Consider the following 13,774-nt stretch of genomic DNA (forward strand, 5'->3'; position numbering starts at 1 on the left):
ATGGCAACCGCGATCGCACAGCGAAACGCGGTTGCCGGGCGTCGGGCCGCGACTCCGCTCCTCGTCTACTTCTCGAGCGTCTCGGGCAACACCGCGCGCTTCATCGAGAAGCTCGGAGCGAGAGCGGTGCGGATCCCGCTTCACGGCGGCGAACCGCCCCTCGTGGTCGATGAGCCTTTCATCCTCGTCACCCCGACCTACGGCGGAGGCCAGGGCCGGGGGGAGGAGAAGGGCGCCGTTCCCAAGCAGGTGATCCGGTTCCTCAACGACGAGCGCAACCGGCGCCTGATTCGCGGGGTGATCTCCGCGGGCAACACCAACTTCGGCGAGCATTTCTGCATCGCCGGCGACATCATCAGCCGCAAGTGTCATGTGCCGCACTTGTACCGGCTCGAAGTATTCGGCACGCCCGAAGACGTGGATCGCGTGAGCGAGGGATTGGAACGATGGCAGACACCGCAGTGACCGAGAAGGACTTCAAGACAGAGGCGCGCTTCGAGGGCATGGACTATCACGCCCTCAACGCGATGCTCAACCTGTACGACGCCGACGGGAACATCCAGTTCGACGCCGACAAGCGCGCCGCGCGGGAGTACTTCCTGCAGCACGTCAACCAGAACACGGTGTTCTTCCACTCCCTCAAGGAGCGCCTCGACTACCTCGTCGAGAAGGAGTACTACGAGCCGACCGTGCTCGAGAAGTACTCGTTCGACTTCATCCAGAAGCTCAACGACTTCGCCTACGGCAAGAAGTTCCGGTTCGAGACGTTCCTTGGCGCGTTCAAGTACTACACGAGCTACACGCTGAAGACCTTCGACGGCAAGCGGTACCTCGAGCGCTTCGAGGACCGCGTCGTGATGACGGCCCTCGCCCTCGCCGACGGCGACGAGAAGCTCGCGACGAACCTCGTCGACGAGATCATCTCCGGCCGCTTCCAGCCGGCGACGCCGACGTTCCTCAATGCCGGAAAGGCGCAGCGCGGCGAACTCGTCTCCTGCTTCCTGCTGCGCATCGAAGACAACATGGAGTCGATCTCGCGCGGCATCAACTCGTCGCTCCAGCTCAGCAAGCGCGGCGGCGGTGTCGCGCTGCTGCTCTCGAACATCCGCGAGTCGGGCGCTCCGATCAAGCAGATCGAGAACCAGTCCTCGGGCATCATCCCTGTCATGAAGCTCCTCGAAGACAGCTTCAGCTACGCCAATCAGCTCGGTGCCCGCCAGGGGGCCGGTGCGGTGTACCTCAACGCGCACCACCCCGACATCATGCGGTTCCTCGACACCAAGCGCGAGAACGCCGACGAGAAGATCCGCATCAAGACGCTGTCGCTGGGCGTCGTGGTTCCCGACATCACGTTCGAGCTCGCCAAGAACGGCGAAGACATGTACCTGTTCTCGCCGTACGACGTCGAGAAGGTCTACGGCGTGCCGTTCGGTGACATCTCCGTCACCGAGAAGTACCGCGAGATGGTCGACGACCCGCGCATCAAGAAGACGAAGATCAACGCGCGCGAGTTCTTCCAGACCCTCGCCGAGATCCAGTTCGAGTCGGGCTACCCGTACATCATGTTCGAAGACACGGTGAACAAGGCCAACCCGATCAATGGCCGCATCAACATGTCGAACCTCTGCAGCGAGATCCTGCAGGTCAACACCCCGACCACCTACAACGAGGACCTCTCGTACAAGGAGATCGGCAAGGACATCTCCTGCAACCTGGGCTCGCTCAACATCGCCCTCGCGATGGACGGCGGCGACCTGGCGAAGACGGTGGACACCAGCATCCGTGCTCTCACCGCGGTCAGCGATCAGAGCCACATCACATCGGTGCGCTCGATCGAGGACGGCAACGACCGCTCGCACGCGATCGGCCTCGGGCAGATGAACCTGCACGGCTACCTCGCCCGCGAGCACGTGCACTACGGCTCGGAGGAGGGTGTCGACTTCACGAACATCTACTTCTACTCGGTGCTGTTCCACGCGCTGACCGCCTCGAACAAGATCGCCATCGAGCGCGGTGAGACCTTCGACGGGTTCGAGGACTCCACCTACGCGTCGGGGGAGTTCTTCGACAAGTACATCGACCAGGAGTGGGTGCCGGCGACCGAGAAGGTCGCGCAGATGTTCGCGGGCCACCACATCCCCACGCAGGACGACTGGCGCGCGCTGAAGGCCTCGATCCAGCAGCACGGCATCTACAACCAGAACCTGCAGGCGGTGCCGCCGACCGGCTCGATCTCGTACATCAACAACTCGACCTCGTCGATCCACCCGATCGCCGCGAAGATCGAGATCCGCAAGGAAGGCAAGCTCGGGCGCGTCTACTACCCGGCGGCGTTCATGACGAACGAGAACCTGGAGTACTACCAGGACGCCTACGAGATCGGCTACGAGAAGGTCATCGACACGTACGCCGCCGCGACGCAGCACGTCGACCAGGGCCTCTCGCTCACGCTGTTCTTCAAGGACACCGCGACGACGCGCGACATCAACAAGGCCCAGATCTACGCGTGGCGCAAGGGCATCAAGACGATCTACTACATCCGCCTCCGTCAGATGGCGCTCGAGGGCACGGACATGAGCGAGTGCGTCTCGTGCACGCTGTGATCCCCGGTCATTGAGCCAGCGCAACCAGGCGAAACGCGAAGAGAGAAGAACACAACCATGAGCGAGAAGCTCCAGCTCCTGGACCACGTCCAGGCCATCAACTGGAACCGCATCCAGGACGACAAGGACCTCGAGGTGTGGAACCGCGTCGTGAACAACTTCTGGCTGCCCGAGAAGGTGCCGCTGTCCAACGACATCCAGTCGTGGAACACGCTCACCCCCGAGGAGCAGACCCTCACGATGCGGGTCTTCACGGGCCTGACGCTGCTCGACACGATCCAGGGCACGGTCGGCGCCGTGTCGCTGATCCCCGACGCGCTCACGCCGCACGAGGAGGCCGTCTACACGAACATCGCGTTCATGGAGTCGGTGCACGCCAAGTCGTACTCGTCGATCTTCTCGACGCTGTGCTCGACGAAGGAGATCGACGAGGCGTTCCGCTGGTCTGTCGAGAACCCGAACCTTCAGAAGAAGGCTCAGATCGTCATGGAGTACTACCGCGGCGACGAGCCCCTCAAGCGCAAGGTCGCCTCGACCCTGCTCGAGTCGTTCCTCTTCTACTCGGGCTTCTACCTGCCGATGCACTGGTCGAGCCGTGCCAAGCTCACCAACACGGCCGACCTCATCCGCCTCATCATCCGTGACGAGGCCGTGCACGGCTACTACATCGGCTACAAGTTCCAGCGCGGACTCGAGAAGGTCGACGAGGCCACGCGCAACGACATCAAGGACTACACGTTCTCGCTGCTGTACGAGCTCTACGACAACGAGGTGCAGTACACGCAGGACCTCTACGACAGCGTCGGCCTGACCGAGGACGTCAAGAAGTTCCTGCACTACAACGCCAACAAGGCCCTCATGAACCTGGGCTACGAGGCGATGTTCCCCGCGACGGTCACGAACGTGAACCCCGCGATCCTCTCGGCGCTCTCGCCGAACGCCGACGAGAACCACGACTTCTTCTCGGGGTCGGGCTCGTCGTACGTCATCGGCAAGGCCGAGGCCACCGAAGACGAGGACTGGGACTTCTAGCAACCCCTCGATTCCGCTGTGCTGGGCGGGATCACGTCAGGACGAGGCCCCCGACCGGTCACCGCTCAGGTGATCGGTCGGGGGCCTCGGTCGCGTGCTGGAGGTCATCGGAGGCACGCAGGCGGGGTGCGGCCCGCCCTCGCTACTGGGTGGCGACGAACACCTTGTCGGCTAGCATGCCTGCGCGCACCGCGATGACGCCGTCCACCGGTGCGGGCACCTCGATGTACGTGTTGCCGGTCACCGAGGCGTCCGTGTACAGCGCGCTCATGGTGTCGATCTCATCTGGGCCGACGACGATGTTCTCCAGGCCGTCGACAGTGTTGCCGCTGGCTGTCACATACTCGACGCCGACCATGGCGGGCATCTGCCCATCAGCGTCATCACCGGTATAGGTCACGGTGTAGTTGATGCCGATGATGACCGAGCCGTCGGCGGGTGCCTCGTTGAAGTCATTCTCGGCGAGCACCGCTTCGGTCGCATCGAGGTTGACCGAGTTGATGACGACGGTCCAATCGTCCGACTCGATGGGGGCACCGAGCGGCGCGGGGTTCTCGCGGGTGCCGACCTCACCGCCAGCTTCGTCGCCGGAGCTGTCCTCCTCGACGACGGAGGACCCGTCACCGGTGCCGACCTCCACGTCCGTACCGCCGAATGCGTCGTTGAAGGACGCGGCCACGACAGCGAAGAAGACGATGACGCCGACGATGGTGCCGACGACCGACACGATGATGGCGGTGATGCCCTGCCACTTCTTCTTGCCCTTGAGGAAGAGGGAGACCAGGCCGAGGATGAAGGCGATGGGCAGCAGGATCCAGCCGACGATGAGAGCGCCGGGGACGCAGGCGAAGATGAAACCGACCGCGGCGGCGATGAGGGCGATGATGCCGAGGATGTTGCGCCCGCCCTTGTCGGCGGCTGGAGCCAGCTGCGGATAGGGCTGAGGCGCCTGGGGCTGCGGCGCGTAAGGGGGCTGCTGTGTATCTGTCATGGCTCTCTCCCGGAAGTGGTGCGGCGAACAAGAGCAGCACGGTCCGACCGACTCGTTGTGTGCCGTCCGGACGCGACGGCGCGGCACGACCGCGGACACTTCCCCCCGGAATCCCGCGCACAAAGTGCGCTCCGGTGCGACGCTACGCGGACGCGCACGCCGGAACGGGGACTTGAGCGTAGCCTGATGATTTCCTGAGTAAATGCCGAACGGATGCCGACAGGTCTGGGTCAGCGAACGGTGAGTTCGAAGCCGTGTCACGCGTACAGCTGGTAGTCGCGAAATCGCATCTGATCGCTGGTTCTCACTGATGGCCGGCTCGCTTCCGACGACTCCGGTGAGTTCCGCGGTGGCAACCTCCGCGGGCCGGTGGTGGCCGAACAGCACGTCGTCGCCCTCGGCGAGGATGTTCGAGCAGTCCGCCCTGACGACGATCGAGCCTGCACTCCGCCCCGGGCGCCCCGGATCATCCTCCCGGGGTGAGGCCGATGACGGGGGCCGGTTCCTACAGTGTGAGCGTCAGCCGCTCGATGCCGGGCCCCCACCGGCGAACTGGGGAGCGGTGGATTGGAGAGCGCCATGTCCGACGGCATCACGCCCGCGCCGACGCCCACGAGCCCGGCGGGAAGCCCTCCCGCACCGACTCCGATCACTCGCGGCACGCTCATCTGGTTCGGGCTCGCCGTCGTGGTGATCGCGTTCTTCGCGGCATTCCTCGGGTCGTGGCTCGCCCGGTCTGTCGACACGCAGCCGGCCGCCCAGGCGACCCCGGTGGCGGAGCAGACGGCCTCCGTCGAGGATTACGAGGCCGCGCTTGACGAGATCCTGCCCGCCGGTTCGGCCGTGCGGGCGGGATCCGGCGCCCCGGAAGCCGGCAAGGGCTCGGAGGGAGACCTCTACATCGACATCTCGGACGCCGACGTCTACCTCTTCGAGGACGGCGAGTGGACACTCGTCGGCAACATCCGCGAGTCCGCTGCGGCGAACCTCACCGGCGCCACGGGCGCGACGGGAGCGACGGGAGCCACCGGCGCGACCGGTTCCACAGGCGCGCAGGGCGCGCAGGGCGAGCAGGGCGCGCAGGGCGAGCAAGGCGAGCAGGGCGAACCCGGCACGCAGGTGACGCTCGGCGAGGGTGAACCGGCCGCCGGTGCGTGCACGGCGGACGACATCTACATCGACACCACTGCGCCGATGTTCTACCAGTGCTCCGGTGGGTCGTGGGTGGCGTTCGCCCCGCCGGCTCCAAACGCCCCGACGGCCGAGGACTGATCCGCCGGCTGGCCTCGTGTCAAGAGCGCCCGGACGCGCCCAGCGCCTGTCAGGGTGGACCCGACGATCACCCGCATCGAACGGAGCCCGCCCCATGACCTCTCCCTCTGGCGAAGGCGCCGCCCGCGCGACGTCGCGGAGCACTCGATGAGGGGCGTGGCGCGGTGGATCCTCGCCGCGGCCCTCGTGTTCGCCGGCGCCAGCCACCTGTTCTGGGGGCGCCGGGAGTTCCAGGCGCAGGTGCCCGACCTCGCGACGAAGGTCATGGACAAGGACGCGGTCGTGGTGGCATCCGGTGCCGTGGAGATCATGCTGGGCGCGGCTCTGGTGACCCTGCCTCGCTCGAGACGGCGCATCGGCATGATCCTCGCCGCCTTCTTCGTCGCGGTCTTCCCCGGCAACATCGAGCAGTACGCCAAGCGTCGTGACGGCTTCGGGCTCGACAGCGACGCCAAGCGCCTCGCGCGGCTGTTCTTCCAGCCTGCGCTCATCGCATGGGCGCTGTGGTCGACACGCGACGGCGAGTGAGCCCGATCAGCGCTTGATCGACGCCGTCACGGTGAACTTGGCGTTGCGGGCGACCTGACGGGTCGGCCCGACCAGCCGATCGAGTGCCGCGCGGTACTGCAGCGCCGAGTTCCACACGGCCCAGAGTTCGCCGCCCGTCCGCAGCACGCGAGCGGCGTCGGCGAAGAGCCGGGGTGCGACGCTCTCGGTGACCGCCGCGCCGATGTGGAAGGGCGGGTTGAGTGCGATGAACTCCTCGGAGGCGGCCGGCAGGGCACCCAGCATGTCGTCCCTCACCACCTCGATGCGATCACCCACGCCGTTCGCATCGGCGGTGGCGCGCGTCGACGCGACCGCGGCCGCAGACTGGTCGCACGCGTATACGCGCAGTTCCGGATGCCTCAGCGCCAGGCTCGTCGCGATGACACCCGTGCCGCACGCGAGGTCCACCGCACGGTCGAGGCGCGACAGATCGGGGAGGTGCTCCCGCAGGAATCGCGTGCCGATGTCGATCGACGGTCCCGCGAACGCTCCGCCGTACGCGCACACCGTGAGGCCGTCGTGCGTCTCGCAGCGTGCCTCGGGATCGCGGCCCGAGTGCGGACCTCGCGCGATCAGCACGCGCGATTTCTGGCGCGCATGCGACACGTCCACGCGGTCGAAGTGCTCGCGCAGCACGTCGTTCATCGTGAGCGCCATGTGCTTCACGCGTCCGCCGGCGAAGACGACGACGTCGGGGGCGGAATGCGCTGCGATGAGGCCGGCGATATCGCGCAGGGCATCGAGCGAACGGGGGAGGCGCAGGAGCACCACCCGCGCACCGCGGACGAGCGGCTCCGACAGCGGCAGCGACTCGAATGCCGAGGCGAGTCCGAACCGCTCGGCGTTCGCGGCGAGGGCGCGCTCGCCGGTGAGGGCGTCCTGGTGGACCCGGATGCCGCGTGCGCCGTCGGCCGCCGCGCCGAGCGTCAGCGCGCCGTAGCCGTCCCCGATCACGACCAGCGTTCCCGTGGGTGCGGTGCGTCGTGCGGCGGAGGATTCGTCGAGGATCAGGCGATCGGCGGCGTCGGAGGCTGCCAGATCGGGACCCTCGAGGTCCGGCCATCGCCGCAGCTCGGCGGGGGAGTAGTCCACCGTCCTACGGTAGACGGACCTGGGGTCGAATCCGCGTCATGGCCGGCTTCCCGAGGCCTCCCGCGCACCGCACGATTCGCGGATGACCAGCCGAGGAGCCAGCAGCAGGCGCCGCTCGGGTTCGTCGGAGCCGTCGAGCCGGTCGATGAGCATGTTGACCGCCGTCGCGCCGACGGCGTGCCGAGGCGGAGACACCGCCGTGAGAGGAACGTCTGCCAGGGAGGCCACCTCGTCGTCGTAGCTGACGACCGCCAGGTCTGCCGGCACCGAGATCCCGCGTGCGAGTGCCGTGCGCACGAGCGAGATCGCATTGCGGTCGTTGTGCACGAGGAGCGCGTCGACGCCCGCGGACGTGACGGTGTCGAGGTAGCGGGCCACCTGTGCGTCGACGGCATCCGTGTCGTGATCATCGCCGGCGGGCACGACGTGGACCGGGGCGGGTTCGAGACCGTGGTCCTGGATCGCCTGCTCGAAGCCTGCCAGGAGTCGCGGATGCGTCGGCGTCTGCTGGGACAGCAGACCGATCCGCCGGCGACCGAGCGAGGCGAGGTGGGCGACGGCCAGGTACGCGCCGCGCGCGTGATCCGACGCGACCTGCTCCGCTCGCGTGGCCAGCCCGGCGAGACGTTCGACGAGCACGACGGGAAGGTCGAGCTCGTTGATCCAGCGCTCGGTTTCGGGGGACGACGCAGGGTGGCTCGCCGGGCTGAGCATCACGCCGTCCACGCCGGCCTTCTGCAGCTGGGCGAGCTGGCCACGATCCTCATCGGCGTTCTCGCGCGAGAACGCGACAGCGATGCGCACCCCGCGCGCACGAGCCGCTTCCTGGGCTCCTCGGATGATGTCGGGGAAGTAGTAGGGAAGACGACTGGCGGGCACCAGCATGCCCAGTGCGTATCGCTCGCCCCCGCTCTCGTGGGGCGCCGGAGCCGGGCGGCTCCCGGCGTCGAGCGGGATGGCGCCGCCGTGCACGCGGCGCAGGAGACCCCGGCCGGCGAGTTCGCGCACGTCGTGGCGCAGCGTCACGGTCGAGACGCCGAGCTCCTGCGCCATCTCGGTGACCGAGACCGAGCCGTTGCGCTCGAGCTCACGCAGGATGAACTGGTGACGCTGTTCGACCAGCACGAAGGCTCCTCCCCGTGAACCGTCGTCCGCTCCACGTTGTTTCGGATTCTTTCAGTTACCGCCCCGAATGCTCAATCGGGCGCGCCGCTCGCGGCGAGAAGCTCACCTGACACCATTCCGATTCGTTTCATTCTTTCACTTGATTTCTTTCGACGGTGCTGGCAGAGTCAGGACATCGGCTCGGGTGCCAGAACCCCTCCCAGGATCCCCTCAGAGCACCGGCGCCGATCCCATCGGGGGTTCCCGCGGTCTCCGCGGGACGGCGCCGGCGCTCGACGGTTCGGTTAGGTTCGTCGACGCCGGCGCTCCGCTGCCGGCTCACCGATCTCCCGCTCGCTCAGCGCGCTGCGTGCCGCCGGGCGATGCCCTCGAGCAGGATGTCGAGACCGAACTCGAACTCTGTCTGGTCGTCGCACCAGCCGAGAGTCGAATCCGGATCGTCGTGCACGACGTCCTGCAGCATGGCGGCCAGATGCGGGACGAGCGCGGCCATCCGCTCGGCGTCCGCGCCGGTCGCCGATGGCGGGTCGTCGAGGGTCAGTTCCTGACTGAATCCGTACTGCCGACTGCCGAGCGCATGCATCGAGTGGTGGATGAGATCGTGTGAGAGGCCGCCGGCACGCATGAGGCCCACGTTCGCATCGATGTAGCGCGCCATGGTCGGGACCAGTGTCGATCGCGACTCCATCACGGCGGGAATCCACGGATGACGCAGCAGGACGCGCCGAGCTCCCAGGATCCGCGCGCGAAGCCGCGGCTGCCACGTGGCGGCCGACGCGTCGACGCCGAAGCCGCCGACCTCCTCTTCGATCTCGGCGAACGTGCGCTCGAGCAGGCCGTCGAGGATCGCCGCCTTGTTCGGGAAGTGGTGGTACAGCGACATCGCCTCTACGCCGAGGTCCTCAGCGAGGCGGCGCATCGTGAGGCCGTCCAATCCGACGGCATCGGCGATCTCCGTCGCGGCGGTGAGGACCCGGTCGCGGGTGAGCGACGGGCGCTCGATCGTGCTGCGCTGCGGCATCCGTCCACCTCCTCGCACTCACCGTACCGCGTCAGGTTCCCCGATCACCTCTGGACACGAGCGTGCCCGATGCGCTACCTTACACCGTAAGCCATACAGCGTAAGGGAGAACCTCATGGATCGACAGGCAGAGCGGCGCACCACCGCCGCGCACACCGTGCCCGCCTCGATGAGAGCGGCTGTCGCCGCCCGTTTCGGCGCTCCCGAGGTGGTGCAGCTGCGCGACGTGCCCACTCCGCAGCCGGGCCCGGATGAGGTGCTCGTCCGGGTGCACGCGACGACGGTCAGCATCGCCGACCACCGGCTCCGGGCAGCCGACCTGCCCCGCGGACTGGGGTTCCTGCGGATCGTGGCGCTGGGAGCCTTCCGGCCCCGCAAGCCCATCCTCGGGATGGAGGCGGCGGGCGAGGTCGTCCGCGTCGGCGCCCACGTCACGGGATTCGCCCCGGGTGACCGCGTCATGGTGATGCGAGGCGGGCGGATGGGGTGCCACGCTCAGTACGTCACGGCGCGCGCAGAGGGCGCGGTCGCCGCGATCCCCGGCTCGATGTCGTACGAGGATGCCGCCGCACTGGTGTTCGGCGGCTACACCGCGGTGTCCTTCCTCGATCGGGTCGATCTGAGTGAGGGCACCCGCGTGCTGGTCAACGGTGCGTCGGGCGCCGTCGGCACGGCCGTCGTGCAGCTCGCGTCGTCGGCCGGCGCCCATGTGACCGCGGTGACGAGCGCACGCAACGCCGACCTCGTGCGCGGGCTCGGCGCGGCGCAGGTCGTGGATTACGCGGCGGAGGACTTCGCCACGGGCGAGGACCGGTGGGACGTCATCGTCGAGTGCGTGGGCAATGCGCCGTTCTCCCGTGTCGAGCGCGTGCTCGCGCCGCGCGGAACCCTCCTGCTGGTGATCGCCGACGGTCCCTCGATGCTGCGGGAGCGGGCTCAGTCCCGCCGCTCGGGGAAGCTCGTGACGCACACCGGCTCCCTCTTCGGCACGGCGGCGATCGAGGCCGTCGCCGCCCACGCCGCCGCCGGTGACCTGCGACCCGTCGTCGACCGCACGTTCGACCTCGACGACATCGTTGCGGCGCATCGGTACGTCGACACCGGACGCAAACGCGGGGCGGTCGTGGTGAGGGTCCCCTGACGCCCGCGCCTCACCACCCCGTCGTCAGCACTCGATCGAGAGCGTCGACGAGGGCGTCCGCGCTCTCCTTCGTGAAGCACATCGGCGGCTTGATCTTCAGGATGTTCTGGTGGTCGCCCGTCGGCTGCGCGACCACCCCCAGCTCTCGCAGTCGCACGCAGATGGCCGCCGTCTCATCGGTGGCTGGCTCCCACGTATCGCGGTCGCGGACGAGCTCCGGTCCGAGATAGAAGCCCGACCCGTGCACGGCGGCGAGGATCGGATGCCTCGACCCGAGGTCCTCGAGCCGCTGCCGGAGGTACCCGCCGACGACGCGGGCGTTCTCCTGCAGCCGTTCGTCGCGGATGATGTCGAGCACCGTGAGCCCGACGATGCTCGAGACCGGACTGCCGCCGGCCGACGAGAAGAAGTACCCGCCCGCGCGGTAGCGCTCGGCGATCTCGCGGGTGGTGACGACCGCGCCGAGCGGGTGGCCGTTCCCCATCGCCTTCGCGACGGTGACGATGTCGGGGACGACGCCCTGCTGCTCGAACCCCCACAGCCACTCGCCGAGGCGGCCGTAGCCCACCTGCACCTCGTCGGCGATCGCCAGACCGCCGTGATCGCGGACGGCCCGGTACACGGCGTCGAGGTAGCCGTCGGGGAGGGCCACTCCGCCGCCGTTCCCGAAGAGGGGTTCGGCGATGAAGGCGCCGACGGGAGTGCCTGCCGCGGCCAGGCGGTCGACCTCGGCGACGGCATCGGCTGCGTAGCGGGGGGCGTCCGATCCCCGATGACGCCCCCGGAGCGGATTGGGCGCCGGCAGCGTGTGGACCCACGCCGGACGCGTCTGGAGCGCCGCGGGGTTGTCGGCGACCGACGTCGAGACGGCGTCGCTCAGGTACGTCCAGCCGTGGTAGGCCTCCTGCACCGCGAGCACGTCGGTGCGACCAGACCACGCCTGACCCAGGCGGAGCGCGAGGTCGACGGCTTCCGACCCGCTGTTGACGAGGAACACCGTGTCGAGGGGGTCGGGCAGGAGGGCGGCCAGGCGCTCCGAGAACTCCACGACCGCCGGGTAGTGGAAGCGCGAGTTGGTGTTCAGCAGCCGCCATTGCCCGGCGACCGCCTCGACGAGCCGCGGGTGGGCGTGACCGACCGACGTGACGTTGTTGAGGGTGTCGAGGTACACCCTGCCGTCCGCGTCGACGAGGTGCTCCTTCCAGCCGCGCACCATGAGCGGGGGCGCGTCGAAGTAGTGCTCCTGCACGTCGGCGAACACGGCGTCGCGCCGGGCGAGCAGGTCGCCGGCGTCGGCAACGGCGGCGGGTCCCGGATGCCCCGGCACGAGGCATCCGGGATCGGCGACAACGCTCGCCCATGCCGCTGCCAGCCGCCGTGGGGCGAAGTGCGGGGCCTCTGCGCCGCCGCGCACGACCTGGATCCAGAGGCGGTCCGCGGTCTCGCCGATGAGGTCGCCCGCGCCGACCTCATCGCCGTCGGAGAGCGCACTGCGCACGCCTTCCAGCACCAGGTCGGCGCCCTCGGCCTTCAGGCGCACGCCGTCCGGGCCGACGGCGAGCACGCCCGGCCACGGCGCCGCGACGGGCTGCGGCTCGGCGACGCGCAGTTCGAGTCCGAGGGCGACGTTGCGCGGTGCCCCCTGCGCATGCGGGCGCGAGCGGGTGAGGCGGGCCTCGCCGAACCGCATCAGGGCGGCGCGGGCGGAGCCGAGGCATCCGGCCGTGACGTCGTCTTCGGCGGATGCCGCGAGCCATCGCCCCTCGTGCAGCGCGGGGCTCGCCGGCGAGAGGTCGGCGATCGCGATGTCGGAGGCGGAGAGCCACGGCAGGAGCGCATGGCCCTCGGGGGTCGTGAACTCCCGCGGTGCGGCGCCGGCGGCGGTGGCGACCAGCGCGGAGGCGACCTCGAGCGGCACCGACGTGGCGGCATCGAAGATCGCCAGCTCGTGGTCGAGGTTGCCGGCGGCGTAGTCGTTGCCGGGATCGGTCGCGAGCACGTGGTGCGCGCTGGCCACGAGCGTCGCGGCCCGGACGACCGTGAGGGGCCACAGCGCTTCGAGCTCGGCGGCGGAGAGGCGGCGCACGCGGTGGTACGCCGCGACCGCGCGCATGGCGGCGGGCAGATCCACGCCGTCGTGGTGCAGCAGCGACGAGACGGTGATCGCGAGGTCGCCGACCGTCCACGTTCGGTTGAGGTCGCCGAGATCGATCACGCCGTCGGGGATGCGGGACACGGCGTCACCGGCGATGACGTTGTCGTCGGTGAGGTCGCCGTGCACGAACTGCGTGGGCAGGTCGGCGGCGATCCGGTCGATCACGACCCAGGCGGATGCCGCCGCATCCGTCAGCCGGGCGCGGAGCGCGTCGTCGCCGACGTACGGGAGCAGGGTGTCGAGGACGGCGGGCGCGTGGCGCAGGTCCCACTGGTGGATGCGCTCGGCGCCCGGGGCATCCAGGTCGGCGAGGGCCAGCGCGACACGAGCCGCGAGGTCTCCGAGCGCCGTGACGACGGTCGCCGGAAGGTGCCCCGACAGCGTCTCGCCCTCGAGGAACTCGAGCACGCGCGCGTGCATGACCTCGCCGGCGATCTCGAGGCGACGGGACGTCTCGGCGGCGGGCGCGCCGAGCGGAGCGACGGCGCGCGGCGCGCGGCACCCCGCCTCCCGGGCGATGAGCTCGGCAGCTGCGGACTGCGCCTCGAGTTGGGCGGCGGTCACGGAGGGGTTCGCGAGCTTCAGCAGCAGCGGGGCCGCGCCGTCGCGCTCGAGCAGGAAGTTGCGGTCCTGGTGGCTGCCGAGCGCCCGCGCCGTCGCCGCGATGCCCCAGTGCTCGAGGGCGATGGCCTCGGCGGCCGCCGTATCGATCTCGGGCGGCGCGGGCTGCACGGCGGCGCCGGTCGCGGCGGGTTGCGGGCCGGGAGGCTGGGCGCCGGGGGGCTGGGGCATG

Annotated in this window: 11 protein-coding genes; 6 read left to right on the forward strand and 5 right to left on the reverse strand. The window is 69.0% G+C overall.

All coding sequences use genetic code 11. The annotated features are described in order from the left end of the window. From nrdI to nrdF, 3 genes are read left to right on the forward strand one after another with little or no spacing between them, the layout of a single operon-like run. Complete coding sequence (nrdI, locus tag HF323_RS03475; protein WP_169581139.1) at positions 1–465, forward strand: class Ib ribonucleoside-diphosphate reductase assembly flavoprotein NrdI; 465 nt, start codon at positions 1–3, stop codon at positions 463–465. Further along, complete coding sequence (nrdE, locus tag HF323_RS03480) at positions 447–2,603, forward strand: class 1b ribonucleoside-diphosphate reductase subunit alpha (RefSeq protein WP_169581140.1); 2,157 nt, start codon at positions 447–449, stop codon at positions 2,601–2,603. Before nrdI ends, nrdE begins: the two co-directional genes overlap by 19 nt. A gap of 57 nt (positions 2,604–2,660) precedes the next feature. Further along, complete coding sequence (gene nrdF, locus HF323_RS03485) at positions 2,661–3,635, forward strand: class 1b ribonucleoside-diphosphate reductase subunit beta (protein WP_169581141.1); 975 nt, start codon at positions 2,661–2,663, stop codon at positions 3,633–3,635. Positions 3,636–3,777: 142 nt separating this feature from the next. Here the strand turns inward: nrdF and HF323_RS03490 are convergent, their stop codons facing one another. Beyond that, positions 3,778–4,626, reverse strand: a complete 849-nt coding sequence (locus tag HF323_RS03490) for a hypothetical protein (RefSeq protein WP_223169130.1) — start codon at positions 4,624–4,626, stop codon at positions 3,778–3,780. 579 nt (positions 4,627–5,205) lie between these two features. Here HF323_RS03490 and HF323_RS03495 point away from each other — a divergent pair. Both HF323_RS03495 and HF323_RS03500 read left to right on the forward strand, forming a co-directional pair. After that, complete coding sequence (locus HF323_RS03495; protein WP_169581142.1) at positions 5,206–5,898, forward strand: hypothetical protein; 693 nt, start codon at positions 5,206–5,208, stop codon at positions 5,896–5,898. Positions 5,899–6,045: 147 nt separating this feature from the next. After that, on the forward strand, positions 6,046–6,426 hold the full coding sequence (locus tag HF323_RS03500) for a hypothetical protein (protein ID WP_169581143.1): 381 nt from the start codon (positions 6,046–6,048) through the stop codon (positions 6,424–6,426). Positions 6,427–6,432: 6 nt separating this feature from the next. Here the strand turns inward: HF323_RS03500 and HF323_RS03505 are convergent, their stop codons facing one another. The 3 genes from HF323_RS03505 to HF323_RS03515 all read right to left on the reverse strand — a co-directional run bounded on the left by HF323_RS03505 (position 6,433) and on the right by HF323_RS03515 (position 9,685). Next, complete coding sequence (locus HF323_RS03505; RefSeq protein ID WP_169581144.1) at positions 6,433–7,539, reverse strand: class I SAM-dependent methyltransferase; 1,107 nt, start codon at positions 7,537–7,539, stop codon at positions 6,433–6,435. Between the two features lie 36 nt (positions 7,540–7,575). After that, on the reverse strand, positions 7,576–8,664 hold the full coding sequence (locus tag HF323_RS03510; protein WP_211160188.1) for a substrate-binding domain-containing protein: 1,089 nt from the start codon (positions 8,662–8,664) through the stop codon (positions 7,576–7,578). Between the two features lie 337 nt (positions 8,665–9,001). Beyond that, complete coding sequence (locus HF323_RS03515; RefSeq protein WP_169581145.1) at positions 9,002–9,685, reverse strand: TetR/AcrR family transcriptional regulator C-terminal domain-containing protein; 684 nt, start codon at positions 9,683–9,685, stop codon at positions 9,002–9,004. Positions 9,686–9,800: 115 nt separating this feature from the next. On the opposite strand from HF323_RS03515, the gene HF323_RS03520 reads away from it, so the two are divergent. Beyond that, entirely contained in the window at positions 9,801–10,826 is a 1,026-nt protein-coding gene (locus tag HF323_RS03520) for an NAD(P)-dependent alcohol dehydrogenase (protein ID WP_169581146.1), read from the forward strand. A gap of 10 nt (positions 10,827–10,836) precedes the next feature. Here HF323_RS03520 and HF323_RS03525 read toward each other — a convergent pair whose 3' ends face one another. Then, complete coding sequence (locus HF323_RS03525) at positions 10,837–13,773, reverse strand: aminotransferase (RefSeq protein WP_169581147.1); 2,937 nt, start codon at positions 13,771–13,773, stop codon at positions 10,837–10,839. Position 13,774: the final 1 nt, after the last annotated feature.

The organism is Microbacterium sp. MF43 (genome assembly GCF_012847295.1).
In the GTDB taxonomy this organism is placed as follows: Bacteria; Actinomycetota; Actinomycetes; order Actinomycetales; family Microbacteriaceae; genus Microbacterium.